This window comes from Pseudomonas sp. MWU12-3103b (assembly GCF_023100615.1).
In the GTDB taxonomy this organism is placed as follows: domain Bacteria; phylum Pseudomonadota; class Gammaproteobacteria; order Pseudomonadales; family Pseudomonadaceae; genus Aquipseudomonas; species Aquipseudomonas putida_A.
The window spans coordinates 1-25,244 of record NZ_JALMEY010000003.1; the positions used below are offsets into that span (position 1 = coordinate 1).

General features: G+C 59.6%; 26 protein-coding genes. 8 read left to right on the forward strand and 18 right to left on the reverse strand.

All coding sequences use genetic code 11. From position 1 onward, the window contains the following. Positions 1-47 precede the first annotated feature (47 nt). A complete protein-coding gene (locus M0808_RS06015) occupies positions 48-1,661 on the reverse strand; it encodes an inorganic phosphate transporter (protein WP_003227350.1) in 1,614 nt (537 codons plus the stop codon). Positions 1,662-1,910: 249 nt separating this feature from the next. Continuing rightward, positions 1,911-2,933: a transporter gene (locus M0808_RS06020; RefSeq protein WP_183784307.1), complete on the reverse strand. Its 1,023-nt coding sequence runs from the start codon at positions 2,931-2,933 to the stop codon at positions 1,911-1,913. Positions 2,934-3,347: 414 nt separating this feature from the next. Here M0808_RS06020 and M0808_RS06025 point away from each other — a divergent pair, with 414 nt between their 5' ends. Both M0808_RS06025 and M0808_RS06030 read left to right on the forward strand, forming a co-directional pair. After that, positions 3,348-4,970, forward strand: coding sequence for a methyl-accepting chemotaxis protein (locus M0808_RS06025; protein ID WP_247840306.1), 1,623 nt, complete (start codon positions 3,348-3,350; stop codon positions 4,968-4,970). A 110-nt stretch (positions 4,971-5,080) separates the two neighbouring features. Continuing rightward, the gene (locus M0808_RS06030) at positions 5,081-5,527 is read left to right on the forward strand and encodes a hypothetical protein (protein ID WP_247840308.1); all 447 of its coding nucleotides are present in this window, start codon (positions 5,081-5,083) and stop codon (positions 5,525-5,527) included. A gap of 126 nt (positions 5,528-5,653) precedes the next feature. Here the strand turns inward: M0808_RS06030 and M0808_RS06035 are convergent, their stop codons facing one another. The 3 genes from M0808_RS06035 to M0808_RS06045 form a co-directional block, all read right to left on the reverse strand. Beyond that, a complete protein-coding gene (locus M0808_RS06035; RefSeq protein ID WP_247840310.1) occupies positions 5,654-6,829 on the reverse strand; it encodes a GAF domain-containing sensor histidine kinase in 1,176 nt (391 codons plus the stop codon). 161 nt (positions 6,830-6,990) lie between these two features. Next, positions 6,991-7,296 carry a PepSY domain-containing protein gene (locus tag M0808_RS06040; RefSeq protein ID WP_007917758.1) on the reverse strand — a complete coding sequence of 102 codons (306 nt, stop codon included), beginning with the start codon at positions 7,294-7,296 and terminating at the stop codon, positions 6,991-6,993. A 138-nt stretch (positions 7,297-7,434) separates the two neighbouring features. After that, positions 7,435-8,559, reverse strand: coding sequence for a glycerophosphodiester phosphodiesterase (locus M0808_RS06045; protein WP_247840312.1), 1,125 nt, complete (start codon positions 8,557-8,559; stop codon positions 7,435-7,437). Between the two features lie 222 nt (positions 8,560-8,781). Here M0808_RS06045 and M0808_RS06050 point away from each other — a divergent pair, with 222 nt between their 5' ends. After that, entirely contained in the window at positions 8,782-9,108 is a 327-nt protein-coding gene (locus M0808_RS06050; RefSeq protein WP_247840314.1) for a DUF2025 family protein, read from the forward strand. A gap of 195 nt (positions 9,109-9,303) precedes the next feature. Here the strand turns inward: M0808_RS06050 and M0808_RS06055 are convergent, their stop codons facing one another. Next, complete coding sequence (locus tag M0808_RS06055; RefSeq protein WP_027612609.1) at positions 9,304-9,618, reverse strand: antibiotic biosynthesis monooxygenase; 315 nt, start codon at positions 9,616-9,618, stop codon at positions 9,304-9,306. Beyond that, complete coding sequence (locus tag M0808_RS06060) at positions 9,615-10,316, reverse strand: CTP synthase (RefSeq protein ID WP_247840316.1); 702 nt, start codon at positions 10,314-10,316, stop codon at positions 9,615-9,617. Before M0808_RS06060 ends, M0808_RS06055 begins: the two co-directional genes overlap by 4 nt. Before the next feature lie 52 nt (positions 10,317-10,368). Between M0808_RS06060 and M0808_RS06065 the strand changes: the two genes are divergently transcribed. Beyond that, complete coding sequence (locus M0808_RS06065) at positions 10,369-11,310, forward strand: LysR family transcriptional regulator (protein WP_247840636.1); 942 nt, start codon at positions 10,369-10,371, stop codon at positions 11,308-11,310. Here M0808_RS06065 and M0808_RS06070 read toward each other — a convergent pair whose 3' ends face one another. From M0808_RS06070 to M0808_RS06085, 4 genes are all read right to left on the reverse strand, one after another. After that, positions 11,311-11,844: a DUF1003 domain-containing protein gene (locus tag M0808_RS06070; protein WP_134787144.1), complete on the reverse strand. Its 534-nt coding sequence runs from the start codon at positions 11,842-11,844 to the stop codon at positions 11,311-11,313. It lies immediately after the preceding gene. Positions 11,845-12,030: 186 nt separating this feature from the next. Then, the gene (locus tag M0808_RS06075) at positions 12,031-13,350 is read right to left on the reverse strand and encodes a PAS domain-containing methyl-accepting chemotaxis protein (protein ID WP_027612613.1); all 1,320 of its coding nucleotides are present in this window, start codon (positions 13,348-13,350) and stop codon (positions 12,031-12,033) included. Positions 13,351-13,549: 199 nt separating this feature from the next. Continuing rightward, complete coding sequence (locus tag M0808_RS06080; RefSeq protein WP_027612614.1) at positions 13,550-14,599, reverse strand: diguanylate cyclase; 1,050 nt, start codon at positions 14,597-14,599, stop codon at positions 13,550-13,552. 156 nt (positions 14,600-14,755) lie between these two features. Beyond that, positions 14,756-15,364, reverse strand: coding sequence for a TetR/AcrR family transcriptional regulator (locus tag M0808_RS06085; protein WP_247840318.1), 609 nt, complete (start codon positions 15,362-15,364; stop codon positions 14,756-14,758). A gap of 215 nt (positions 15,365-15,579) precedes the next feature. On the opposite strand from M0808_RS06085, the gene M0808_RS06090 reads away from it, so the two are divergent. Further along, positions 15,580-16,656, forward strand: coding sequence for an MBL fold metallo-hydrolase (locus M0808_RS06090; RefSeq protein WP_247840320.1), 1,077 nt, complete (start codon positions 15,580-15,582; stop codon positions 16,654-16,656). 112 nt (positions 16,657-16,768) lie between these two features. Next, positions 16,769-18,286: an amidase family protein gene (locus M0808_RS06095; protein ID WP_247840322.1), complete on the forward strand. Its 1,518-nt coding sequence runs from the start codon at positions 16,769-16,771 to the stop codon at positions 18,284-18,286. Between the two features lie 9 nt (positions 18,287-18,295). Here the strand turns inward: M0808_RS06095 and M0808_RS06100 are convergent, their stop codons facing one another. Together M0808_RS06100 and M0808_RS06105 are read right to left on the reverse strand one after the other, a co-directional pair. Further along, positions 18,296-18,604: a hypothetical protein gene (locus M0808_RS06100; protein WP_027612618.1), complete on the reverse strand. Its 309-nt coding sequence runs from the start codon at positions 18,602-18,604 to the stop codon at positions 18,296-18,298. A gap of 93 nt (positions 18,605-18,697) precedes the next feature. Beyond that, complete coding sequence (locus tag M0808_RS06105) at positions 18,698-19,465, reverse strand: helix-turn-helix transcriptional regulator (RefSeq protein ID WP_103485866.1); 768 nt, start codon at positions 19,463-19,465, stop codon at positions 18,698-18,700. 112 nt (positions 19,466-19,577) lie between these two features. Here M0808_RS06105 and M0808_RS06110 point away from each other — a divergent pair, with 112 nt between their 5' ends. Both M0808_RS06110 and M0808_RS06115 read left to right on the forward strand, forming a co-directional pair. Next, positions 19,578-20,393 carry a sulfite exporter TauE/SafE family protein gene (locus M0808_RS06110; protein WP_247840324.1) on the forward strand — a complete coding sequence of 272 codons (816 nt, stop codon included), beginning with the start codon at positions 19,578-19,580 and terminating at the stop codon, positions 20,391-20,393. A gap of 63 nt (positions 20,394-20,456) precedes the next feature. Continuing rightward, positions 20,457-21,593 (forward strand): hypothetical protein, encoded by a 1,137-nt coding sequence (locus M0808_RS06115; protein ID WP_247840326.1) that lies wholly within the window; start codon positions 20,457-20,459, stop codon positions 21,591-21,593. 3 nt (positions 21,594-21,596) lie between these two features. Here the strand turns inward: M0808_RS06115 and M0808_RS06120 are convergent, their stop codons facing one another. The 5 genes from M0808_RS06120 to M0808_RS06140 form a co-directional block, all read right to left on the reverse strand. Continuing rightward, complete coding sequence (locus M0808_RS06120; protein WP_247840327.1) at positions 21,597-22,580, reverse strand: hypothetical protein; 984 nt, start codon at positions 22,578-22,580, stop codon at positions 21,597-21,599. Between the two features lie 181 nt (positions 22,581-22,761). Then, positions 22,762-22,995 (reverse strand): hypothetical protein, encoded by a 234-nt coding sequence (locus M0808_RS06125; RefSeq protein ID WP_115984204.1) that lies wholly within the window; start codon positions 22,993-22,995, stop codon positions 22,762-22,764. 56 nt (positions 22,996-23,051) lie between these two features. Then, positions 23,052-23,282: a hypothetical protein gene (locus M0808_RS06130; RefSeq protein ID WP_247840329.1), complete on the reverse strand. Its 231-nt coding sequence runs from the start codon at positions 23,280-23,282 to the stop codon at positions 23,052-23,054. Beyond that, positions 23,279-24,475, reverse strand: a complete 1,197-nt coding sequence (locus M0808_RS06135; protein ID WP_247840331.1) for a colicin E3/pyocin S6 family cytotoxin — start codon at positions 24,473-24,475, stop codon at positions 23,279-23,281. Before M0808_RS06135 ends, M0808_RS06130 begins: the two co-directional genes overlap by 4 nt. A gap of 232 nt (positions 24,476-24,707) precedes the next feature. After that, the gene (locus M0808_RS06140) at positions 24,708-25,217 is read right to left on the reverse strand and encodes a Bro-N domain-containing protein (protein ID WP_247840333.1); all 510 of its coding nucleotides are present in this window, start codon (positions 25,215-25,217) and stop codon (positions 24,708-24,710) included. Positions 25,218-25,244: the final 27 nt, after the last annotated feature.

Sequence of the window (25,244 nt, forward strand, 5' to 3'; positions counted from 1 at the left end):
CCTGACGCTATCGCGAGCAGGCTCACTCCTACAGGGGGCCGGGTTGTTCAGAAGATCTGGGTGAACAGCCAGTACAGGCTGCCCGACAGCAGAATCGCCGCCGGCAAGGTCAGCACCCACGCCATCAGCAGATTGCGGATGGTCTTCATCTGCAAACCACCGCCATTGGCGACCATGGTCCCGGCCACGCCCGATGACAGCACGTGGGTGGTCGACACCGGCAAACCGAACATGTCCGCCGCGCCGATGGTCAGCATCGCCACGGTTTCCGCCGAGGCGCCCTGGGCGTAGGTCAGGTGGGTCTTGCCGATTTTTTCGCCGACCGTCACCACAATTCGTTTCCAGCCAACCATGGTGCCGAGGCCCAGGGCGATGGCCACGGCGATCTTCACCCACAGCGGGATAAAGCGTGTGGCGTTGTCGATCTGCTGTTTGAACAGTTGCAGTTTGTCAGTGGTGTCGGCGTCGAAATTGCCGACCTTGTTCTTGTCCATCAGGCGAATGCTTTCGCTGGCCAGGTACATGTCGTTACGCACGTTGCCCATGGCCTCGGCCGGGACTTTCGACAGCGAGCCATAGCCTTTCACCTCCTCGCCAATATGCCCGGTGAGAGCGGCGAGGGCGGGGATCAGTTGCGGCGTGGCTTGCTTGCTGCGCACGTAATCGGACAGTACCGGACGCGGATCCACCGGGGCTGGCAGCGGGGTGTTTTTCACCAGCGCTTGCTGGGTGACTTCGGCGACGGCAGCGAACTGCAGCGCCTGATCGGCGGGCATGGTGCGGTTCAACGCGTAAGCCATCGGCAAGGTGCCAACCAGAATCAGCATGATCAGGCCCATGCCTTTCTGCCCGTCGTTGGAGCCGTGGGCGAAAGACACACCGGTGCAGGTGGCGATCAGCAAACCGCGAATCCACCACGGTGGCGGGTTGTTGCCTTCCGGCGCCTTGTACAGCGCGCGATTCTTGATGAAGGCGCGCATGGCCAGCAGCAACAGCGCCGCGCAGCCGAAGCCCACCAGCGGCGACAACAACAGCGCATAACCAATCTTGGTTGCCTGCGCCCAGTCCACGCCGCTGGTGCCGTCGCGCCCGTGCATCAAGGCGTTGGCCACGCCGACGCCGATGATCGAGCCGATAAGGGTGTGGGAAGAGGAGGCCGGCAGGCCCAGCCACCAGGTGCCTAGGTTCCACAGGATCGCCGCGATCAGCAGGGCGAAGATCATCGCGAACCCGGCGGACGAACCGACCTGCAGAATCAGCTCCACCGGCAGCAGGGCGATGATGCCGAACGCCACGGCGCCGCTGGACAGCAGCACCCCGAGGAAATTGAAGAACCCCGACCAGACCACCGCCACGTTCGGCGGCAGCGAGTGGGTGTAAATCACTGTCGCGACCGCGTTGGCGGTGTCGTGGAAACCGTTGACGAACTCGAAGCCCAGCGCAATCAGCAGCGCCACGCCGAGCAGCAGAAACGGGGTCCAGGTGGTGACGGTGGTGCCCAGCTCATGCATGTCGTGCATCAGGCTGTAAGCGGTGAACAGCATCCCCATCGCGAGCACCGCGAAAAAGATCACGTAGGTGAACGGGCCGGTTTTCTTGTCGAGGGCTGGCCTGCCGCTGGGGGCAGAGGCCTGGCGGGCGGTCAGGGAGGGAGTAGCCATGAGCGGACAATCCTGAGCGAGGGAAGGAGTGTCGGTCATGATCGTTGCTAAATATTACAGAGAGACTGCGGCAGGTCAGTGTTTGGCGGATTAGCTCACCGCTGATCTGAAGGCTGATGAAGATCTTAATGTGGGAGCGGGCTTGCTCGCGAATGCGATCTGTCATTCAGCGATGATGTTGGCTGACCTGACGCCTTCGGGAGCAAGCCCCCTCCCACAGAGATCTGTGGTGAACACATAAATCAGGGGTCAATAATCCCCACGCTTGCGAAACGCCCAGCGCCCGGCAATCACGGTAAACGTCGCGACCAGCGCCACCAGAATCCAGAACCCCTCGGGATCCGTCGCCAGTGGCACTCCCCCCACGTTCATGCCAAAGAAACCGGCAATGATGTTGATCGGCAACGCCAGCACCGTGACCACGGTCAAGGTGAACAGGGTGCGGTTGCTCTGTTCGTTGAGGTTGGCGGCGATTTCTTCCTGGAGCAGTTTGATCCGCTCGCCGAGGGCGGTGAGGTCGTTGATGATCAGCGCGAACTCCTCGGTGGATTTGCGCAGCTCCTTGACGTCCTCCTTCTGCAGCCACGGCGGCGGACGGTTGAGCAGGCGCAGCAGCGAACCCGGCTCCAGCGCCAGCAGCCGTTGCAGGCGCACCAGTACCCGGCGATTGGCGCCGAGTTCGGCGCGGTTGGTCGACAGCCGTGAGGAGAGCAATTCGTCCTCGACCTGATCGACGCTCATGCTGGTCTTGCGCACGATCTGCGTCAGCACTTCGCCCTGATCACGCAGCAAGTGCACCAGCAGTTCCGACGGCGAGCGAAAGCATTCGCCGGCCTTCACCGACGAACGCAATTTGTCCACCGAGTGCAGCGGTTGCAGGCGTGCGCTGACGATCAGTTTGCTGCGCACGCAGACCCACAGCGTCGACACGTCTGAGGAAACCATGCTGCTGAGGTTGAACACCACGTCGTTGACCACTGCCAGCAACGCCGAATCAACGTGTTCGATGCGCGTCGAGCGCGAACCTTCGTGCAGCGCCTCGAAAAACTCTTCGGGCAATTGCAGATGACTTTTCATCCAGCGCTCGCACGCGGCGTGCGCCAGGTTCAGGTGCAGCCAGAGGAATTCATCACTGTCGCTGTCGTCTTGCAGACAACGCAGGGCGGTCGCCGAATCGACTTCGCGGCCACGTTCACCGGGACGAAAACGGAAGCCGTAAAGCAGACCGAACAAATCAGGATCGCGATGACTGAGGTCGAGGCTGTGGTTCATGGAGGCTCGCTGCGAGGAGGGCGCGTCGGTCGCGGAATGGCAGGTTCACTGAGCCGCATCATCGCAACCGCACATGACGTTGGCGTGACTGCAAAATGACAGCGACCCGGTTCATTCACTGGTAACCCTGTGGGAGGGGGCTTGCTCCCGAATGCGGATGTTCATTGAGTGATGATGTGGATGACACGCCGCTTTCGCGAGCAAGCCCGCTCCCACCCCTGGGCCATGGTCGATCACAGTCTCTTAATTCACCTACCAATGGTCGGATTTTCTTCAAGAAGCGCTCTGGTACGCCGATCACGCTTGGGTTACGTTGCGCGCGCTTGGCCATGAGCCAAGGCTCGCCGACACGGATGTCCGGCAAAATTCCACGCCTTACCGGGCGTGCCTCATCCCTGTCCTGAGTATCTCGCGATGCTGCAAAAATCCTTGAGAGCACAAATTCTCGCCCTGCTGGGCGGCAGCCTGCTGGCGATGCTGTTGATCGCACTGGCCTGCTTTCATTTCCTGTCCAACGGCGTGCAGAACTACAGCCAGTTGATCGCCGGCCCCTTGCACACCTCACAATTGATTGACGAGGCCAACCTGCAATTCAAGGTGCAGGTGCAGGAGTGGAAAAACGTCTTGCTGCGCGGCAAGCAACCGGCGGACCTGGCCAAGTACTGGAGCCAGTTCGAAGATCGTCAGCGCGATGTGCAGAACATTCTCGGTGAACTGGCCGGTCAGAAAGGCCTTGAGCCGGCGCTGAAATCCCGCATCGAACGCTTGCGTGATGAGCACCGCCAACTCGGCAGCGCCTACCAGAAGGGCCGCGATGCCTACGTCGCTGCGGGTGCCGATCCAACGGCTGGCGACAGCGCCGTCAAAGGCGTGGACCGCGCCACCAGCGATCAGATGAGCGAACTGGTCGCCGAGCTGCGCAAGCAGGGCACCGAACAGTCGGCGCAAATCAGCGCCAGTGCTGACAGCACCGTGCTGATGGGGATTCTGGTGATGCTCGGCTCGGGTCTGCTGATCGGTTTGCTGAGCCTGTGGCTGGTCAACCGCAACCTGATCGAGCCGATCCGCAAGCTGATCGACTACGTCACCCAGTTGAGCCGTGGGCGCCTCGCCGAACGCGTCGCCAACGACCGTCAGGACGAGTTGGGCAACCTTGCCGCCGCGGCCAATACCCTGCGTGATTTCCTTGCCGAAACCTTCACTCATCTGCAACGCAGCGCCAGTGATCTGGACAGCGCCAGCGGCGAACTGAATGCGATCGCCACGACCATGGCCGGCGGCACCAACGAGCAGTTCAACCGCACCGATCAGGTGGCCACGGCGATGAACGAAATGTCTGCCACTGCCCAGGAAGTCGCCCGTCACGCGGCGGATGCGGCGCGCGCCGCCGACGATGCCGACCAGTCTGCCCAGCAGGGTGAAAAGGTCATGCAGGGCACCATCCACACCATCACTCAGATGCGTGGCGAAATTGCCAACACCGCTGAAGTGATTCGTCGTCTGGAAAGCGACAGCGGCCGCATCGGCAAGGTGCTGGAAGTGATTCGCGGCATCGCCGAGCAGACCAACCTGCTGGCGCTTAACGCGGCGATTGAAGCGGCGCGGGCCGGTGAAGCCGGACGCGGCTTTGCGGTGGTCGCCGACGAGGTGCGCAATCTGGCGCAGCGTACGGCGGAGTCGATCATCGAGATCAACCAGATCATTCAAAACGTGCAGACCGGCGCCGTGGACGCGGCGCAAGCGATCGAAAGCGGTCAAGCGCGCAGTGACGAAAGTGTCGAGCAAGTGACCCAGGCCGGTGCGATGCTGGAGCGCATCACCCACGCCGTGGAAGCGATCCGCGACATGAACCGCCAGATCGCCACCGCCGCCGAAGAGCAGACCTCGGTGGCCGAAGACATCTCGCGCAACCTGACAGAGATCACCTCGATCGCCAGTACCAACCTCAACAGCGTGCAGCGCACTGAAAGCGCCAGCCAGAACCTGCATGGCCTTTCCGGGCAACTCAACGAAGTCACCGCGCGCCTGAGCGCCTGACGTCCGCCGACGTGTACCGGTTCGGTTACCGAGTCGGTACACAGTCGATCTCAAATCCGTGCGAGTGCCGCCGATGGCCGGTTATCTATAACCGGCATTGGAGCCCTCCCATGGTCAGCATCACCTCTGTTTCGATCAATCAGACCGTCAGCACCGCCACCAGCAAAACCAGGATCAGCGACGCGAGTGACGACACCTCGACCCCTGCAACCAGCAGCCCGGGCGTCAGCGCCGATACCAGCAAAGTGGCGGCTGGCGGGGGCGCGGCTCCGGCAGGCGACAGCAGTTCAGACAGCAGCGGTGAATCGGATTCGGTGAAAGCACTGCGCAAGCAGATCGCCGAGCTGCAAAAGCAATTGCAGGAACAGCAGCAGGCGCTGCAAGCGGCTCAGGCCAAGCAGGAAGACGCGGATGCCAAAGCGGCTGACGTGGCGTCCGCCGAGTCGCAAATCTCCAGCACTTCGGCTTCGTTGCAGACGGCGACGGCGGCGTTGTTGCAGGCGTTGCAAGAGTCGGGCGGAAGCACTTCGGGCTCGCTGGTCAGCACCTCGGCTTAAGCATCACCGCAATGCTTTTGTGGGAGCGGGCTTGCTCGCGAATGCGGTGTAGCAGTCACCGAAAATGTCGACTGATACGACGCCTTCGCGAGCAAGCCCGCTCCCACAGGGGATTTGTGGTGTGTCTCAGATTGTGGGCAGGCTGAAGGTGAACAGCGTGCCGCTCTGTGCGGTGGACGCCACATGCAATTGCCCGCCGTGGGACTGGGCGATCTGGCTGGCGATATACAGCCCCAGACCGAGCCCGGCCTGGGGCGTGCTGGCGCTTGGGCGCGAGTATGGCTGGAACAGGTGCGGCAGGATCGCCTCGGGAATATGCCCCTGATTCTTTACCGCCAGCATTAACGCGCCGTGCTCGACCTGCGCGATGACCTCAATGTCGCCCTCCGGGGCGCCATGGGCCACGGCATTGGCCAACAGGTTCGACAGCAGTTGAGCGATCCGCGCGCGGTCACAGGGCAAGCCCTGCAAGTCGCCGATGGACGCACGAATCGTGCGCTGCGGATGCACGTTGCGAATCTCCGTCACCACTTGTTGCACGGCTTCGGTCAAATCCGCGCAGGGCTGGATATCCACCGGAATACCCTTGCCCAACCGTCCGCGAGCAAAGTCGAGCACATCATCCACCAACCGCGTTGCCCTTTGCGCACTGCCAAGGATATGGCGTACCCGCATTTCGATGGCCGGATCCGGATGCTTGCGCAGAAGCATTTCGGCGCCGGCGCTGATGGCGAACAACGGGTTGCGCAAGTCGTGGCCGAGCACGGCAATGAACTGTTCGCGCAACTCGGCGGTTTCGCGTTCCTGCAACAACGCGGTTTCGGTGCGCTGCGCGTTTTCCTCGGCTTCGATCTGCAACGCGAGCATCCGCGCGAACGACTCCATGGTGCTCTGGATGCTGCTGGACTTGAGTTGTGCCGGGTTCGGATCGAGCGCGCAGATCGTGCCGAAAAACCGCCCGTCGGTGCGGAACACCGGAACCGAGATGTAGCTCTCGAACTTGTACAGGCGCGGGGTGTGATGATCGCGGTAGAGCGGGTCTTCGCTGGCCTTGTCGATCACCACCGAGGTGTGCGCAGCACGGATTTCGTGGCACAGCGTGGTGACCACATCCAGCTCGCCACCAACCTGCAGGCCGAAATCCAGCTGATCGAGGACGGCGCAGGCTGTCCACGAATCCTCGGTAACCCGCGCCACGGCGGCAAACCGCAGACCGGTCAGTTCGCGGATCACTTGAAGGATCGCCGGAACCGCGCTGATCCGTCCGATTGTCGCGATGTCTGCTGCCGCTGTCTGCCCCATGCCCATCGCTCTCGGCTGCAATCGTTTATCTGATGCTCGCCATACTAGCGGTCTGATGGCGGTTTTGGCATCCCTTCAGGCTGCATCCGCGTGATTCGCCGGGCAACGGACGCAAAAAAGCCGCACGATTGCTGATCGTGCGGCTTTGCTTTGGCGGTGTATCAGGTGTCTTGCTTGTTGCTCAGCACTTTGCCGGTGGTGGCGTCGAAGTCGACGTCGAACTCTTTGCCATCGGCGGTTTTCAGCTCGACTTCGTACTCGTAACCGTTGAAGTGGTTATCCAGATCGGTGTCGGTGATGGTCGCACCCGGGTGCAGTTTCAGCGCTTCGGCGTTCATCGACTCCAGCGACTTGATCTTGCCGGATTTGACCAACTCAGGGATCTGGTCGACACGCACATCGGCTTGGGCCAGGCCAGCAGTCAGGGTCAGGGCAGCGGCGGTAAACAGGGCAGTCAAAGTTTTCATCGGGTCATTCCTTGGGTTGTTCGTTGAAGTGGGCTCAGGTTAACCACCGCAACTTAATTCACCCTTAAAACCCCACATCGCGTGCAGCGCTCTTGTGGGAGCGAGCCTGCTCGCGATGCGGACAACCCGGTCTGCTGATCAGAACCCGTTGTTCTTCAACACCTGATCAACACTGGCACTGGCCGGGCGCTTGTAGAACTTCAACAGTTCGCTGGCGCGGTTGGTGAAGATGCCATCAACGCCGGCCGCCATGACTTTCTCGAAATCCACCGGCTCATCGACGGTGTAGACGTGCACCAGCATGCCCTGATCGTGGGTGTACTGGTTCATCCACGGTTGCACCAGATCCGAATAGCTCTGGTCGCCGCCCTTGGTCAGCTTGGCCGAAGGGCCGGTGCCGATGGCGCCCTGCGACTTGGCGAAATCAACCCATTGCTTGAATTCGGCTTCGGACTTCGGCTCCTGCTTGCCGTAGAACACGTTCTTGTCCTTCTCGCCGGACTCGGCAAAGGTCACCTTCGATTTCGGCTCGATGCTGCCTTCGCCGACCCACAGCAGCAGGATTTTCGGCACTTGCGGCATTTCCTTTTGCAGCAGTTCGAGGCTGTTCTTCTCGAAAGTCTGCAGGATCACCTTGCCTTTGCCCTGGCCGACGGCCAACTCGCTTTTCGCCAGTTTCGAACCGGCCGGGCTCAGCCAGCCGCGATCCTGCAGCTTTTCTTTGAGGTCATGTTCGATGCCGGGAAACAGCTGCGGCTCCTTGGTTTCGATGTACAGGCCCGGCTTGTGCTGCGGGTTGGCCTGGGCGATGTCGATGATTTCATCGAGGGTGAGGATTTTCAGCCCGGCGTAGGACGGACGCGCGCGATCCGGGTAAGCCTTGTTGTACCAGCTGCCGGCGTCGAGGGTTTTCAGTTCGGCCATGGTGAAGGCGGTGGCCGGGCTGTCTTTACGCTCCGGGAACTTGGTCGCGACGTCGGTGGTGCGTTGCAGGTTGTTATCGTGCAGGGCGAACAGCACGCCGTCCTTGCTGCGCTGCAAATCCATTTCCAGGTAGTCGGCGCCGAGGTCGCGGGCCAGTTTGTAGGAGGCGGCGGTGGATTCCGGAGCATCGAAAGACGCGCCACGGTGAGCGATCACGGCTGGATGCGGGATGCCATGGGCGGCGGCAAGCGCGTTGACGTCAGTCTGGGCGGCGTGGGCCTGGCCGAGACCAAGCAGCAGGCTCAGCATGAGGGCGCTTTTGGTGAAAGTGGCGGGCATGTTCGAGTTCCTTTCGCAGGGCATTTTCAAAGACGTACCTTTTAACAACTGAATCGATTGGGTGCTATCGCCAGACCGACATAAACGTATTAAAAGCGATTTTTCCTGCACTTTTGTGGCGCGGTTTGCAGTACGCTTGCCCTCGGCAGACGCTCCGGCAGAGGGCGCGCCGATTCCGTTGCCCTGCGTGTAAACCATCGATGATTTTTCGTGAGGTTTACCATGCGCATCACTTCCCAACTCATCTGTCAGGCCGCCGATGACCTCAAGGGTTTCGTCGGTCTCAACCGCAAGACCGGCCAGTACATCGTGCGTTTCAGCGAAGATTCGTTCGGCATGGACGTCGCCGATGACGGCATTATTCCTGTGAATGAATTCGTCTGGGCGCCGGCGACGTCGCAGACCATGACGCTTAAACGCGAGCTGATTCAGTTGTTGCTGGACCAGAACATCGATGACCGGATCAACATCAGCGAGCCGTTGCGGGTGTACATGAGCAAGGTTGAGGTGCCGGAGATTGTGGCGGTGCGCAGTCTGGTGCAGGGCTGAAGTTTTGTAGTGGCTGTGCCGGCCTCTTCGCGAGCAAGCCCGCTCCCACATTGGATCTGTGGCGTTCACAAATCCCTGTGGGAGCTGGCTTGCCAGCGATGAGGTCGGTGAGAACACCACCCAATTCAAAGCCCAAACGCGGTACCTGTGGGAGCGAGCTTGCTCGCGAAGAGGCCAGTCAGCGCGCCGTCAAAGTTACTGCCCAAACCGATACTCGCGCTCCACCCGACACACCCGGGTCTGAAACTTCGAATACCACTGCGCCCGCCCGCGCGCCTGAATCACCCGGTGCTCGGGATGCTCGCGCCAGGCCAGAATCGCCGCTTCGCTCTGCCAGTAGGAAATGGTGATCCCGACCCCGTCTTCCCCACGAATCGAATCAATGCCGAGAAACCCCGGTTGCTGGCTGACCAGTTCCATCATCCGTTCCGACGCCGCCGCATAACCGTTGTCACCCTCGGTGCGGGTCGAGGTGAAAATCACCGCAAAGCAAGGCTCGTTCGGCTTCATGGGCGTTGCTCCGCACACGCATCGACAAATGCTCGCACCAGCGGCGGAACCTGGCCCTTGAGCGCCGCGCGTTCTGGTTGAAACAACGTGGCGACAAAAAACACATGGTCAGTCAATTCGATCGCGCGCAAGTCGCCCGCCGAATCATGGCCGACAGCGTGTAGCCGATGGGTCAACAACTCTCGTTCGAACCGCGGATTCACCCCGAACCGGCAGCGATAGCCTTCATGAATCTCGGACGTTTCGTACGCCTTGGCGATCAACGAACCGGCGACCAGATGAATGCTGTCCACCGCCTCCACCAACGAACAGGTCAGCGGTGTGAGCACGGCTCGCGGTGAATCCGGCGATGTTTCGCCATGCTCGGCATCGGCCCAGCCCAGCACATTGCGGGAAAACTCCAGCAGCGCATGCTGAAAACCACCGCAGGTGCCGAGGAAAGGGCGCTGTTGTTCGCGGGCAAAACGGATGGCCCTGAGTGCACCGGCCTCACTTTTGTAGGGGCTGGCCGGGACGCACCAGAAGCCGTCAAAGTGATCCAGCGCAGTGTCGGCGTGTATCTGCTCGGTGGGCAGCCATTCGAATTGCACATTGTGGCCGGACTGCTCGGCGATCAGGCCGAGGGCAACGGGGATCGCTTGGTGGGCGGTGACTTGCGGATCGTGATCGCCGATCAGGGCGATGGAAATGGCGTCCACGGGATTTCCTTGATTTGAGTGAGTGATGAACCTCTGTGGTGAGGGTGTGCAGTTGTCGATCACCGGGGCTCACTATAGATTGGCGTTCACGCACTCAATATTGGCGTTTCCCCAAGTGATCAATGCAGCGACGCACTATCGACTCGATTACCCGGATCTGGCGCTGATCCTCGCGTTGGTGCGGGGCGGCTCTCTGGCCCGGGCGTCGCAGCTGCTCAGGGTAGATGTATCTACGGTGTTTCGCGCAGTGCGGCGGCTGGAGTCGGCGCTCGGTCAGCAGTTATTCGAAAAGAGCCGCGCCGGTTATTTGCCCACCACCCTCGCGCAGACTCTGGCCGAGCAAGCCGAACGCGCCGAGCAGGCACTGGAAGCGGCGCGGATCGGTGTCGAGCAGGGCGGCGAAGTGGTCAGCGGCACGGTGCGCCTGACCTGCACCGACTCGGTGCTGCAAGGCCTGCTGTTGCCGGCGCTGGCGCAGTTCATGCCGAACTATCCGGCGTTGACTCTCGAGCTGAGCACCTCCAACGATTTCGCCAACCTCAACCGCCGCGATGCCGACATCGCCCTGCGCCTGACGCGTACGCCGCCAGAGCATCTGGTCGGACGGCAACTGGCGAAGATTTCCTACCGGGTCTGCGCCAGTGCGCGTTATCTGCAAAACGTCGATGCGACGGACCTGGCGGGACTGACCTGGATCGCCCCGGACGAGTTTTTGCCGGATCACCCGACCGTCGCCTGGCGCCGTCAGCAGTTGCCCGGCGTGACCCCGGCTTATCGCTGCAACAGCATGCTCTCGGTGACTGAACTGGTGCGCGGCGGACTCGGTGTGGCGGCGTTGCCGGACTTTCTCATTACCGAAGGTTTACAGGCTCTCAGCGAACCGTTGCACGGTTACGACACCGCGCTGTGGCTGCTGACCCGCCCGGACTGCCGGGCGTTGCGCTCGGTGGTCACGCTGTTCGATGAACTGGGGCGGGCACTGCGGTTGCCGTGATCAGCGTTGCGGGTTCTGGCAGATGTGCGCATGCAGTTCGCGGGTCAGGCCTTCGATGCGTTCGGTCAGGCTCTTGGTCATTTCGGTGAGGCGGGTGTTCTGCTCCAGCAGTTCGAGCAGTTGCGCGGTGGTCTGCGCGGCCTGCGCCTGGCGCTCGCTGTTGGCCACCGCCAGCGCTTCACGGTGTTGCGCGTCGGCGTCCGATTGCGCCTTGTCCCGCGCGGCTTGCCGGGTTTGTGCCAGCAGGATCAACGGCGCGGCGTAGGCGGCTTGCAGGCTGAACGCCAGGTTGAGCAGGATGAACGGGTAGACGTCGAACTGCGTCACGCCCAACACGTTGAGGCCGATCCACACCGCGACGATCACGGTTTGCGCACCGAGGAACAGCGGCGTGCCGAAGAATCGCGCGAAGGCCTCAGCGCGCAAGGCGAACGTGTCGTTGCCGAAGGTGGTGTTGAGGTGGGCGTGGGGGCGGTGGAAGCGCAAGTGGTCGACGGGGGCGGGCGCGGGGACGTCGGGTTTTTCTGTGGTCATGATGGGCTCGGCAGGACTTGGGACTGAAGGTCACTATAGTCCTGCATCGAGGCTTATGGCCCTTTCGCGAGCAGGCTCGCTCCTACAGGGATTGAGTCGATCACTTAACTTGTGATCAACCCAGAACCTGTGGGAGCGAGCTTGCTCGCGAAAGCCGCGACGCGGTCCAACGGCCCGACATATCGATCAGCCCGGCGCCCGCTCATTGGCAAACATGCTCACCGCCTGCACCGCTTCACTGGCGCCATCGCGGATCTGCAGAATCACGCTGCCAGCCTGATCCGCCAGTTCAACGCCTTGCGCCGCACGCCCGCGAGTGCCTTCCATGCTCTTGATCGCCTGACGGGTTTCGCTCTGGATCAGGCCGATCATGTTGGAAATCTCCGCCGTCGAACCGCTGGTGCGCGCCGCCAGTTGCCGCACCTCGTCCGCCACCACCGCGAACCCACGCCCCTGATCACCGGCACGCGCCGCTTCAATCGCTGCGTTGAGCGCCAGCAGATTGGTCTGGTCGGCAATCGCACGGATGGTGTTGACGATCGCCGTGATCTGCTCCGAGCGTTCGCCAAGTTGCGCGATCAGCGTTGATGACTGCGCGATATCGTCAGCGATTTCGCGCATCTCACTGGCCGCCTGCTGGATCACCTGAGTGCCTTGCTCGGCGACTTTCCGGGTTTCCACCGAGATGTGATAAGCAGCGCTGGCGCTGCGCGCATCGTGCTCGTGCTGCTCGACGCGGGCGGTGACGTCCGTGGCGAATTTCACCACTTTGCACAACCGCCCGGCAGCGTCGTATACCGGGTTGTAGTTGGCCTCCAGCCACACACTCTGGCCGCGCTTGTCGACGCGTTCGAACTGACCCTGAAACAGCTCACCCTGATTCAACCGCCGCCAGAAATCCTCGTAGGCGCTGCTGTTGACCAACTCCGCGCGGCAGAACAAGCGGTGATGTTTACCCTTCAGTTCAGCGAGTGTGTAACCCATGCGCGTCAGAAAATTCTGGTTGGCGGTGAGAATGCCGCCGTTGAGGTCGAATTCGATCACCGCCATCGCCCGGTCGATCGCCTGCAGCTTGGCATTGGCCTCGCTTTCCTGCTGAACCTTGGTCGTCACGTCCATGGCGAACTTGACCACTTTGACCACGCGACCCGACGCATCCTTGATCGGGTTGTAGTTGGCTTCCAGCCAGACCGGCTGGCCCTGGCTGTTGATCCGCTCGAAGGTACCGGACTGGAACTGGCCGTTTTTCAGGCGCGACCACAGTTCGGTGTATTGCGCGCTGCGGCCAAACTCTGCGGTGCAGAACAAGCGATGCGGCTGGCCGATCACCTGTTCGGCGCGGTAACCCATGGTTTTGAGGAAGTTGTCATTGGCCTTTAACACTACGCCTTCAAGGTCGAACTCGATCACCGCCATGGAGCGATTGATCGCTTCAAGCAGGCCGTTCTGTTCGGTGATGGTGTGTTGAAGGTCGTTGAGTTCGGACTGGTGGCGTTTGAAAAACATAGGGGCAGTACCTGGAAGTAGGGAAAGACGAGGTTTGTGTCCCTGTTTCCGCGCTGGCAGAGCAAATGCCGGGTCGGCATTTGTCATTGACTGCAAAGTGCCAGCATCCAGGCTGACGAGCCGATCTTATACAAACTGCTTTGAGTTGTACAAGAAATTGCGAATCAGTTTTTTCAAGGCTGAGGGCGCGGGCGTCTTCTTAGCCCGGACTGCTGAGCGCCACGCTGATGGTGTTGCGCCCCGTGTGTTTGGCGGTGTACAGCGCTTTGTCGGCGTCATCCAGCCAGGCAACCGCGTCGCTGTACGACGGCTGAAACCGGGCCAGACCGATACTCAGGCTGACGCGCAGCTCTGGCACATCCGGGTGCCGATATTGATCCATCGCCTGACGCAATCGTTCCATTTGCGCCTCGGCTTTATTGAGTGGCTGGTCGGGCAGGATCAGGCAAAACTCGTCGCCGCCATAACGACCGGCCCGTTCACCTTCGGCCAGCAGCCCTTTGAGTGCCTGGCTCAACTCGCGCAACACGGCGTCGCCAACGATGTGCCCATAGTTGTCGTTGATGGTCTTGAAATGATCGATGTCGATCAGCGCCAGAATGTCCTGGGTGTTGTTATCTCGGCACCGGGTGAAACGCGTATGGAGCAGATCCTTCCAGGCGCCGTGATTGAGCAGCCCGGTGAGGCTGTCGGTGCGGCTCAGGTCTCTGAGTGCACGTTTGTGTTGTGCAAGTTTGATCGCCAGTTGGTAACTGACCATGCCCAGGGCCAAGGGGTACAAGGTCAGCATCGGCAGGCAGGCCCAAACCTCGATTTGCGTCATCGTCAGGCTGAACTTGAAGCCGAACAGTAAACAGCCCAGCAGCACGCCGGCGATTTGCGCGAGAGCGCCGAGCAGGAACAGACGTCGTCCACCGGCGGCGACATTGTTCATGGTCATCATCGACAGGATGGTCACGGTGGTCAGCGGATTGAACTGAAAGCACGCGGTCCAGAACCCCCCGCACAACGAGTCGTACAACAGGTTGCGGCGTTCGGCATGGTAGGGGAAGGTCGAGCGGGTCGAAATCTGGTAGGCCAGATGCGGCCAGATAAAACCGTTAAACACCAGCAGCGCCCAGAGCCAGTTCGGCATGTGCAACGGATACAGCGCGGCCGCGACGCTGAAAAAGCCGACACCCAGACCGATGATCCTGGGCAGATAAATGCGTCTGGCGAATGACAAGCCTTTGCCGCGTTGATTTTCCATGATGTCCTGCGCCAGATTCACCCTGAAATACTTTGAAGTGTTTTTTCAGGTTGACCGTTCGTCGGTCAATTGTCGGACATTGTCATTTATTCCAACGGGAATAATCAGTGTCCTTCCGAGCCATTTAATCGTAGCGGGGCGCAGGAGAGGGCCGGTTTAGAGCTGGTATCTGGCCAGAAACATCTCCATGGCCGACTCGGCCACGGCTTTTTGCGTGTCTGCATCCAGCGGCGGCAGGCCCATGGAAATCTGCGGCCAGAAACCGAACGACTTCAACAGCCCTTGCACCTGCTGCGCGGCGAATTCTGCGTTCACGGTTTTCAGTCGACCATCCGCCAGCGCCGCGCGAATCCACACCGTCAGACCTTCTTCGCGCTCGCCCATGCGCGCCACCATGTCCTGCGCGCGCTCCGGGGAATGGATGGTGGCGGCAATCGCCACCCGTGCCAGCCCGAGAAAGTTGTCATCGGCCATCATCTGCAGTTTAGCCAGCAACATGGGCAGCAGTTGCTCGCGCAGCGGCTGATCCGCGCGATAGCTCACGGCTTGCTCGTCGGTAATCCGTGCCCAGAGTTGGTTGAGAATTTCGGCGAACAGCTCTTCCTTGCTGGGAAAGTGGTTGTACACCGTGCGCTTCGACACCCCGGCGGTGGCCGCGATCTTGTCCATGCTGGTGACCTCGAACCCGTTGGCACGGAATTCGGCAATTGCCGCCTGGATGATGGCTTCGCGTTTGCGGTCGGTGAGGCGTTGTGGAACTGTCATAAGTACGCTTCGGCAGAGAAGGGGTGGAATTACACTTGGCAGTTTACTTGTCATCACGTTTCATGCAACCTAGAAACTACACCGCCCAGTGTAATGTTGCGTTAATCCGCGCAACCTAAAAACAGACAGTTCGGCTGATGCGTGCGTGCCTTGGCCATTTATCGTCCCACCGTGAAAAACCGTGAATTGCGCGGTTTTTCTGGAGTCTCTCAGTCATGGCCAATCCAGATTTTTCTGCGGATCAAACTTCCACGCCTGAAGCCTCTCGCCAGGATCAAGGGCTGTTCCGTAACCATGCGCCGGTGCAGCGCGAAGGTGGGCGCAAGATGCTGCGGATCATGTGGAACATGATCTTCAACAAGCCGCGCAATACCCGACCGGCCGCCGCGATCCCGGTGCAACCGCTGACCCGTGAAGACCTGCTGGCGGCGCCTGACCACAGCGTCTATCGCCTCGGTCACTCGACTCTGCTGCTGAAAATGCGCGGCAAATTCTGGATCACTGACCCGGTCTTCGCCGAGCGTGCGTCGCCCGTGCAATGGGCCGGCCCGAAACGTTTTCACCAGCCGCCGATCAGCATCGACCAGTTGCCGCCGATCGAAGCGGTGATCCTGTCGCACAACCATTACGACCACCTCGATTACCAAGCGGTACTGAAACTGGCGGCCAAAACCAACTATTTCCTGACCCCGCTGGGCGTCGGCGACACCCTGATCAAATGGGGCATCGACGCCAGTAAAGTTCGCCAGTACGACTGGTGGCAGGGCACCGAAATCGCCGGCATCCGCTTCGTTGCCACTCCCTCGCAGCACTTCTCCGGCCGCAGCCTGTTCGACAGCAACAGCACCCTGTGGGCCTCGTGGGTGATGATCGACGGCGACACGCGGATCTTCTTCAGCGGCGACAGCGGCTATTTCGACGGCTTCAAACGCATCGGCGAACAGTACGGCCCGTTCGACCTGACCCTGATGGAAACCGGCGCCTACAACGTCGAATGGCCACACGTGCACATGCAACCCGAAGAAACCCTGCAGGCGCACCTCGACCTCAAGGGCCGCTGGCTGTTTCCGATCCACAACGGCACCTTCGACCTGGCAATGCACGCCTGGCATGAGCCGTTTGACCGAATTCTGGCGCTGGCCTGGGAACGTAGTGTTTCGATTACCACGCCGCGAATGGGCGAGGCGTTTAATTTGATGCAGCCGCAGCGGGGGCACACGTGGTGGCTGAATATGGAGCAGGATGTGTCGGAAAACGCCCCAATTGCTGGTAGCGGCTACAAGTCGGGATGACTTTTCCTACTGTCGGTAGTCCAGCTGACTGACAGCTCTTTCCTATGTCCTCGGTAGGCTTGGTCGCGAGTGAATGAATCACTCGTGATTAGCCTAAACAAGGACGATAGACATGACGCATTTCTTCAAACGTCGCGTGAATACGCTGACGAAATCCATATTGGTCGCACTGGCAGCGACAGGAGTCGCCGCCAGTGCCCATTCGGCCACTGATCTTCATTACGCCAGCGTCAGTGAACTCAGCAAAATGATGGCCGACAATGAGCTCACTGCTGTTGAACTGGTTGAACACTTTCAACAGCGAATTGCCGAGCTGGACAAGCAAGGCCCTGCTATCCACGCCATCGTCGAACTGAATTCACAAGCCATCGAAATAGCTACCGCGCTGGATAACGAGCGTAACGAGGGGCTGCCGCGTGGCCCGTTGCATGGTATTCCGGTGCTGCTCAAAGACAATTTTGATACCGCCGACAGCCTGCAAACCAGCGCCGGCTCCTTGGCCATGGTCGGCCAGCCGGCAGCCAACGATGCCTTTGTGGTTAAACAGCTGCGGGATGCCGGCGCGATTATTCTGGGTAAAGCCAACATGAGTGAATGGGCTTATGTGCGGGAAATGGGTTTGCCCCATGGTTGGAGCGGACGTGGTGGGCAAGGGAAAAACCCGCACGCACTGAGCGAGGAAATCTGCGGTTCCAGTTCTGGATCGGCCGCTGCCGTGGCTGCCGGTTTCGCGGCGATCTCCTTGGGCACGGAAACCAACGGTTCGATCACTTGCCCGGCATCGGCCAATGGCGTAATCGGCGTTAAACCCACCTTGGGCCTGTTCAGTCGCACCGGGGTGGTGCCAATCACCCGTCTGCAAGACACCCCTGGTACTTTGACACGCACTGTCCGTGACGCGGCAATGATGTTCAACGTGTTGCAAGGCATGGATGCTGCGGACTCCGCGACATCGGTCGCCCCTACAGGAATCGACTACACGGCGCTGCTGGCAATGGATGCCCTGCAAGGCAAGCGTATCGGTTATCCCGCCGCTTACGAGGGAACGGGCGGCGTGGTCCTGACTCCCGGAGTGGAGTTTCAGAAGGCAATGATCACACTCGAGAAACAAGGTGCGACGCTCGTGCCAGTGACCATTCGTTTACCTGATATCGATAATTTCGTACCCGGTCTGATGGGCGCGATGAAATACGAATTGCCTGAATATCTCGTCAGCCGTTCCGGTCTGCCGATCCAGTCGTTGCAGGACCTGATCGACTTCAATCAGCTCAATCCCGGCAAGGAGGGCTATGGGCAGGCCACGCTCGAAGCGATGAATGCGCTGGACATGACTCACGAACAGGCCAGCGGATTGATCTTGAGCATCAGCAAAAACTTCAAGGACGCCATTGACGAGCAACTGCGCGAACACAACCTCGACGCAATGGTTGCCGAAGCGGATGGTTACTCGCAATTTTCTGCCGCAGTGGCTGGTTATCCGGCGGTAACCCTGCCATCGGGCATGAGCGCTAACGGTATACCCACGTCCGTGTTCTTTTTCGGCAAAGCATGGAGCGAGCCGCAATTGTTCGCCATGGCCTACAGCTATGAACAAGCCTCGGCCGAGCTGCGGCACCCTGCGTTCAAGTAATCATTCCACCTAAGCAAAATCCCCACGCTCTGCAACGTTCTGCTGCATGGCCTGGGGATTCAATTTGCGACCCGGCGCAAACCCGGGAAAGAACACCAACCCCTGTGCCTCAAACCGATAAGCCAACGCCAGCCGCGTCGCATCCGCCACGTCCTGCTGCGCTTCAAACCGCTGGATATCATCCACCGCAACCTCCGCCTCGCGCGACAGTTGTTCCACGCTCCAGCCCAGCATCGCTCGGGCCTGGACGCAGTGCGTCGGGGTGAACTGGAAAAGGGCAATGCGTTCGAGGATGTGGTTCATCGCAAGAGAGGCCATGGTGTGCTCCGGGCTCAAGAGTGCTGATTGAAAATGTACTGTGTTTTTGTACAGTTGTTTTCGGCCGGGATCAAACGCATTTTTTGATTTGCCCTAATTCGCCGCCTCCAACCAGACGGACGGTGCCTGTCCGAGGATGCGCCGGAACATCGTCGAGAACGCCGCCGGGCTCTCATAACCGAAGTCCAGGGCGATCCGCGTCACCGCTTCACCGGCCGCCAGCCGCGCCAGCGCCAGCACCACGCAGGCCTGTTGCCGCCATTGGCTGAAGCTCAACCCGGTCTGCTGCCGAAACAGTCTGTTGAAGGTGCGCAAGCTTATGTGCAACTGCTCGGCCCAGTGTTGCGGCGACTGATGGGCGTTCGGCTGAAGCAGAAAGGTCTGACATAGAGCGAGGAGCTTTCCGTCAGTCGGCAGCGGAATGTGCAAGGGCAGGGGCGCACTGCGCGCCAGTTCATGCAGCAGCAGGTCGATCAGTACGCCGTCGCGTCCTTCGAGGTCATAAGTCAGCGGCACTTCCACGGCTTCCATCAACAAGTGCCGCATCAACGGTGAAACGCTGATCACCTGACAACGCTGGCCCAAATCTACCGCCCCCGGCTCGATGTACAAACTGCGCGTACTCACGCCGAGCATCAGCACCTCATGCGCCACTCCCGGCGGAATCCACACTGCCCGTTGCGGCGGCACCACCCAGTTGCCGTCATGGGTGCGGACCTGCATCACCCCAGTCGCGCCGTACAACAACTGCGCCCGTCGATGCGTATGAAATGGCAACAGATGGCCGTGGGAATAATCCGTACCGATCGCCACCACCGGGCGCGGAGTGTCATCCAACTGACTGATCGAAATATTGCGCATCGAGGGCGTCCCGGTGATTGGCGTAAACGCAAACATTATTGGCTGAGTTGCTGAAGCAGGCCAAGCCGCTTCGCTCTATCGTCGACCGCTCGCCACCACCGGAAGACGCGCCATGTTTTACCTCCTGCTGACTCTCTTCGGCTGCCTGACCGGCATCACCGCCGTCCTGTTCGGCTTCGGCGGCGGCTTCGTCGTCGTGCCGCTGCTCTACCGCATGCTCAGCGCCAGCCACGGCGCCGACGACCCCATCGGCCAATCGGCCATGCACATCGCCGTCGCCACCTCGACCTGCGTGATGATCGTCAACGCCCTGATCGCCACCGACAAACACCGCCGCGCCGGCAATCTGATCCGCCATTACCTGTGGCCCCTCGGCGGCTTCATCGCCCTGGGCGCAATCATCGGCGCGATCGCCGCGGTGTGGGTCAGCGGCGAGGTCATCCGCTACGCCTTCATCGCCTACCTCGGCGTGACCATCATCGACTGCCTGCTGAGGCGCGGCTTCCTCACCCGCAGCGAAGGTGTCATTCCACGCCGATTGGATCGCAAGGAAATATCCGCCGGCGGTGTAGGCATCGGCGCCATCGCCACGTTCCTCGGCGTAGGAGGAAGCGTCATGACCGTGCCGCTCCTGCGCCGCTGCGGACTGAGCATGTCCCAGGCCACGTCCATGGCGAACCCGTTGAGTGTGCCGGTGGCGGTGGCCGGGACGCTGACCTACATGGCACTGGCCGGTTTCAGCGAGACGGATCTGGGCGCTTGGTTTGTCGGGTATGTGGATTTGCTGGCGTTTGCGGTGCTGACACTGGGGTCGTTGGTCGGGATTCGGTTGGCTACGCCGTGGATCGGGCGGATACCGGATCGGGTGCATGCTTGGGTGTATATCGCACTGCTGATCATCGTGATGCTGGGCATGCTGCTCAAGTAGAGCCTCGATTCCTGCGCGCATCCTCTGCATACTTCGCAGCCTCATTCATTCAGGGATCGATCCATGCTCAAGGGACTGCTGCGCCTGGCGCCATACGCTGCGGCGCTGTTCACACTGATTTCCACCGCCCATGCCGAAGATGGCCGGCGCGTGTTCACCGGTACGCTGGGCAAGATGCCGATTGTGGTGGAGCTCAACACCACGCAGCAGGACGAAGTCACCGGCCGCTACTTCTACGAGAAGTATCACCGCGACCTGGAACTCAGCGGCTCGCTGCAGGACAGCACATTGAATCTCGTTGAAGGCAACAACCGCTATGACGACGACAAACCGCTGCCCACCCTGAAGTTGAAATCCACCGCCAACGGTTGGCAGGGCGAATGGCAAAATCCCAAGGGCAAGAAGCTGCCGGTACAACTGACCGAAGCCAAACTTCCCGCGCCAACTGCAACGACGTTGCCCTTTATTACCACTTTGCCGAAGAGCGATCCCTACGAGTATTTGCGCTTACAGGGACTCAAACTCAAACCGGAGAAGAAAGAAAACTTCATGGGCTACGACCTGCAATGGTGGACGGAGCCTGAGTCGAAGATTTCGCTGTTCAGTGTCGAGTCCGGCTATACGAAAGAAGAGCAGCAGCGGATCAATAACCACCTGCTCGGACGGCTCTGGACTGAAGTCATCGACTATCATCGCTGCATGATGGATGGCGGGGAATATGCCGAGTTCGATCAAGGGGCTGCCCCGGAGTTTCTCTCGCCGGATGTGGTCAGCCTGGACATTTCCACCGGTTACAGCTGCGGCGGTGCCCACCCGGATTTCGGCAGTTCGCCAATCAACCTCGACGTCCACACCGGCGAATTGTTGAAACTCAAAGATGTACTGTGGATTGGTGAACCGAATAGCGCGGCCACCGAATACGATCAGATGAAAGTCATGGCACCGTGGCTGGTCAAACAGTTCTCCACGCTCTATCCCGAAGAGATGAAGAAGCCCGCCGAAGACGATGGCAACTGCGATTACACCGATGAAAGCGTCTGGGGTTATTCCAACTGGCACTTCACGCCGAAGGGGATTTACCTGGGCGCTTACTTCGCCCGTTACCAACGTAACTGCGACAACCCCGATTGGTCAGTGCTGCCGTACTCGCTGGTCAACCAGCACCGTGGCGCTGCCAAAATGCAGTTGCCCAAAGGCTAACCATCACGCCAACCCCGGCGCCTCCCGCACAATAAAGTGATCCAGGTTCTCGATGTTGGCACTGAACACCCCGAACGTCTGTTCGGGGTTCTTCTTGCTCGGCACCTGCTTCAACTCCGGCGTCACGCCATAGAAGAAACAGAACAACTCCTTGTCGCTGTCGATCGCATGCTTGATCTCTTCCAGAAACGCCTTGCGCTTGCGGTAGTTGTCGATCAACTTCTTGCTCAAGTAAACGTTCACCGAATACGGCTTCTTCTTCGCCTCATCCGCCTGCTTGAACCAGACCTTCTGCTCGAAATCGATGCGAAAACTCTGGGTGTAATCCTTGATCTCCTTGATCTTGCCCCAGTAGATCAGCCCCTTGTTGTCCGTCAGATACTCGATCTTCTTGAAGAACGAGCCATAAGGCGCCGTGTGCTCACCGATCTTCAACGGCATGCGCTTAAGCAACTCCTTGTCGGCGAAGTTCGACACAAAACACTCCACCGGATGCGCAAACACACTGGTCTTGTCCGGCGCCGTCTCACGCCCCGGCGACTCCCTGGAACTCACCTGCGCCACCCGCACCGGATCATCCCGCAACACATCCGCCGCACCCGCAGGCGCAGCAGGCTTGCGCACATACTCACGCCGCGTCAGCAACAACTCCGACGGAAAATGCTCCTCCCGCCCGTCATCCACTTCGCCATCCGCCGTCTCAACCCCGGACGCCGACGCCTTCAAACTCACATACGGACAACGCGCTACATGCTGCGTACCGGGCAAGTTCTTGAAGTGCGGCGTGCGCACATAATTCACGTTCTTCGCGTTGAACGTGCCCAACTCGTTGGAGGCATCAAACGCCGAACGACAGGCATCGTTGGGGCACTGGAAGTGTTCCTTCGCAGAATCGAACGCCACTGTCTCATCGAAATTGAGATCGCGAACGTCATAGATCGACAACTTGTCGTCGAGACTGAGGCAGTAGGCGAGATCGAATTTCATGGTGGGGCTCGGATCCTTGAGTGGGGGAGGGGTATTAATAGCGGCAGGCGGCGCGGGTTGCACTGATTGTTTTCAGGATGATGCAAAACCTGTGGAAGCCAGCCTGCTGGCGATTGGTGGGATCAACTCAATCGTTGATCCCGACAGCAACCACGCATGACGGTGTAGGAGACTAAATTTTTTAGTTTCCGTAGCTAGCGAGTTGGTAATCGTATTGAGGATCGTAGAAGGATCTTCCGGTTAACGCTTCCAGTTGTGCTAGCTGCTGAAAATCAAGATCGTAACCGTAGAGTTCGTTTTCTGCGTCATTCCATTTCATGATGGCTCGCAGCTGCTCGATATTCTCTGCCAAGATAGGCACTTCGAAAATCAGAGCTTCGGTGGATCGATCAAACGCATAAATTACATGAGTCATGGTTCCGTCCTTCTCTTTGGAGAGGGCGGTTTGTTTGGGGGTGTCAGAACCATCGTTTACACATTGCAGCTGAGCTGGAATTTATAAGTAGGGTTATAGATTTTTTTCCCCAGTAGTTTTTCCAGGGCTCCAAGCTGTTCGTGCGAGAGATCGTATCCCTCCCATCCTTGCTGTTCCGCCGTCCATCCCATGATGGTTTTTATCGCCTGATCTGATCCACTTGGGAGTTCCTCTTCAAAAGTCAGGAAACCGCTTTCTTTATCAAATGCCTCGATTAGATAGATCATGGTTCTACTGTCCTCGTGCCATCCGCTGGTTTGGTTTGCGCGCCAGTTGCTGGGTCATACTCACCGAGATGGCGACCTCGTTTGTCATACATTTCGACAGTACCGTGTTGTGAGTCCCATTCAAAAATCAGTCCTTTTCTGGTTTTCCATCGCTTTCTAAGCCCGCCGCCTCCTTTAACGGAAGTCTTACGATCTGCCTTGATCGCATCCGGGAACGCTACAAGTCTAGGCGGTGCCGGATGATATTTGTGATCAGAGGCACTCACCACAATATAAACCGGCCTTACCCCCGAACTCTCCGGAAACACCAGAATGAAATCCTTGTATTCCGGTGGGTAAACCGGATTCACAAGGATGTCGTTCGCCGCTTTCGTTGGCGGGTAAACCCAGATATGCGGTGTCTGCGGGGCGGCTTCCAGAGCCGGAATGCCGAGGATGTCGGAGCCGTCTACGGCGGGTGTCCAGATCAGCTCGACGCCTTCACCCAGGTTGGCGACGTACTGAGTGTCGCGGGTCTCAAGTTTCACGACCTCAACCATTTCCCAATCCCGGTTCTTGCCGGTGTAGAAGGCATAACCTTTCAGAACGCCATCGGATTGCTGCTCAATGCGCAGGCGAACACGGGTGCGGGCCTGCTTGAGGGCGCGCAATTGTTCCTCGGTGTAGAGAGCGCTATCACCCAGACTGGGTGTCCAGAGCAAAGCGACCATGCTGGTCATGAGTGCAGCACTGGTGGCGCCGATGGCTGCTCCCAGACCTGCCGTTGGCGTAGCGAGTGCCGGGCTGCGAAGTGCAAGGCGTCCAAGGCCAAGTGCGACGGTATTTCCGCTGATGGTTTGCAGGTTGTGCAGCCCAGCGTCATCGGCTTCACGGGCGCCGAGCAGTGAGAATTCGCCATAATCCTTCAGGCTGTCGGTCGGCACCATCCCGGAGGGATTCGAGTAATCAATGATCGCGTCCGGCAGTTTGCAAGACTTTGCGAACACGCATCCGGCCCGGACCGCGTCGTTTTTTTTGGCTGCGACCTGCCGGCTGCGCTCAAAAGCATCCTGCCGGGCCAGCATGGCCTCGTAAGCGTTCTGTGTGGCTTCGCGCTCGGCCAGTTCGGTCGCGTTCATGAACCGGTAGGTGACGTGATGCCCGTCCCCTGAAGGTGGGTTCCTGACCCGGGGAATATCCTTTTTGCCAGCCACTGATCATCCTTTCGTTCATTTATAGGTCGCACCGGAATGAAGCCGGGCGACGTTAACGAAGGTGATGCTTTGAGGCTGTAGGACGGGTCTTGGATCAGGTTAGGAATTGTCGCTGTTTGATTTGGGTGTCAGTGCAGAGTGTATGGGGAGGTGGGCGTCATCCCTCCAAAAAAAGGATTTTGAGCTACAAAAAATCCGCTGCTTGAACCTCAAACAGCGGATCTTGAAACCCTCAGCAACCACGCAACAATCGCGAAGTCTTACGCCACCAGGACTCCTGCCGATTGAACGGATCTTCCGCCAGCAAACAAGGCATATCCCGCAACCGAATCCACGGCTCGTCCTGCCAATGCAGAGTGCTCAGCGACATCTGTGGCCAACTCAAAACACTCAGTGTCGGCCGCTCAACCGAGCGCGCCGGACGAGCATCACGCAGCGCAGGCACGACCTGATGCGTCAGCCACTCACGAAGCTGCCGGTACTCAGGACAGTAGTGATAGATCAGCAGTGCATACACACCGGACTCACTCACCATCATGTGGTCCTCGGTTTCGCCATAGGTCTCCACGCACATCATCTGACGCTGATCCGCGTCGAGTTTGCGCAACTGGCGTTCATCAAGATGTTTGCCCATCAACCGGCCCAGCTCATGGACGCAGAACCACGCCTGGTTCTCGACCAGAAGGGCGTGCAGATGGGTTTTGTTACGAGTGAAACGAGTTGGGAGAAATGGTTCAGACATGGCATGCCTCCAGACCTGGAAGCACGG

Coding starts and splice junctions, on each gene's coding strand:
- M0808_RS06140 (WP_247840333.1), bottom strand. CDS start 25,217: ATGTCTGAACCATTTCTCCCAACTCGTTTCACTCGTAACAAAACCCAT.
- M0808_RS06075 (WP_027612613.1), bottom strand. CDS start 13,350: ATGTTTTTCAAACGCCACCAGTCCGAACTCAACGACCTTCAACACACC.
- M0808_RS06050 (WP_247840314.1), top strand. CDS start 8,782: ATGCGCATCACTTCCCAACTCATCTGTCAGGCCGCCGATGACCTCAAG.
- M0808_RS06030 (WP_247840308.1), top strand. CDS start 5,081: ATGGTCAGCATCACCTCTGTTTCGATCAATCAGACCGTCAGCACCGCC.
- M0808_RS06035 (WP_247840310.1), bottom strand. CDS start 6,829: ATGGGGCAGACAGCGGCAGCAGACATCGCGACAATCGGACGGATCAGC.
- M0808_RS06125 (WP_115984204.1), bottom strand. CDS start 22,995: ATGACTCATGTAATTTATGCGTTTGATCGATCCACCGAAGCTCTGATT.
- M0808_RS06120 (WP_247840327.1), bottom strand. CDS start 22,580: ATGAAATTCGATCTCGCCTACTGCCTCAGTCTCGACGACAAGTTGTCG.
- M0808_RS06095 (WP_247840322.1), top strand. CDS start 16,769: ATGACGCATTTCTTCAAACGTCGCGTGAATACGCTGACGAAATCCATA.
- M0808_RS06080 (WP_027612614.1), bottom strand. CDS start 14,599: ATGGAAAATCAACGCGGCAAAGGCTTGTCATTCGCCAGACGCATTTAT.
- M0808_RS06100 (WP_027612618.1), bottom strand. CDS start 18,604: ATGGCCTCTCTTGCGATGAACCACATCCTCGAACGCATTGCCCTTTTC.
- M0808_RS06090 (WP_247840320.1), top strand. CDS start 15,580: ATGGCCAATCCAGATTTTTCTGCGGATCAAACTTCCACGCCTGAAGCC.
- M0808_RS06040 (WP_007917758.1), bottom strand. CDS start 7,296: ATGAAAACTTTGACTGCCCTGTTTACCGCCGCTGCCCTGACCCTGACT.
- M0808_RS06045 (WP_247840312.1), bottom strand. CDS start 8,559: ATGCCCGCCACTTTCACCAAAAGCGCCCTCATGCTGAGCCTGCTGCTT.
- M0808_RS06110 (WP_247840324.1), top strand. CDS start 19,578: ATGTTTTACCTCCTGCTGACTCTCTTCGGCTGCCTGACCGGCATCACC.
- M0808_RS06130 (WP_247840329.1), bottom strand. CDS start 23,282: ATGATCTATCTAATCGAGGCATTTGATAAAGAAAGCGGTTTCCTGACT.
- M0808_RS06055 (WP_027612609.1), bottom strand. CDS start 9,618: ATGAAGCCGAACGAGCCTTGCTTTGCGGTGATTTTCACCTCGACCCGC.
- M0808_RS06015 (WP_003227350.1), bottom strand. CDS start 1,661: ATGGCTACTCCCTCCCTGACCGCCCGCCAGGCCTCTGCCCCCAGCGGC.
- M0808_RS06025 (WP_247840306.1), top strand. CDS start 3,348: ATGCTGCAAAAATCCTTGAGAGCACAAATTCTCGCCCTGCTGGGCGGC.
- M0808_RS06020 (WP_183784307.1), bottom strand. CDS start 2,933: ATGAACCACAGCCTCGACCTCAGTCATCGCGATCCTGATTTGTTCGGT.
- M0808_RS06105 (WP_103485866.1), bottom strand. CDS start 19,465: ATGCGCAATATTTCGATCAGTCAGTTGGATGACACTCCGCGCCCGGTG.
- M0808_RS06085 (WP_247840318.1), bottom strand. CDS start 15,364: ATGACAGTTCCACAACGCCTCACCGACCGCAAACGCGAAGCCATCATC.
- M0808_RS06070 (WP_134787144.1), bottom strand. CDS start 11,844: ATGACCACAGAAAAACCCGACGTCCCCGCGCCCGCCCCCGTCGACCAC.
- M0808_RS06115 (WP_247840326.1), top strand. CDS start 20,457: ATGCTCAAGGGACTGCTGCGCCTGGCGCCATACGCTGCGGCGCTGTTC.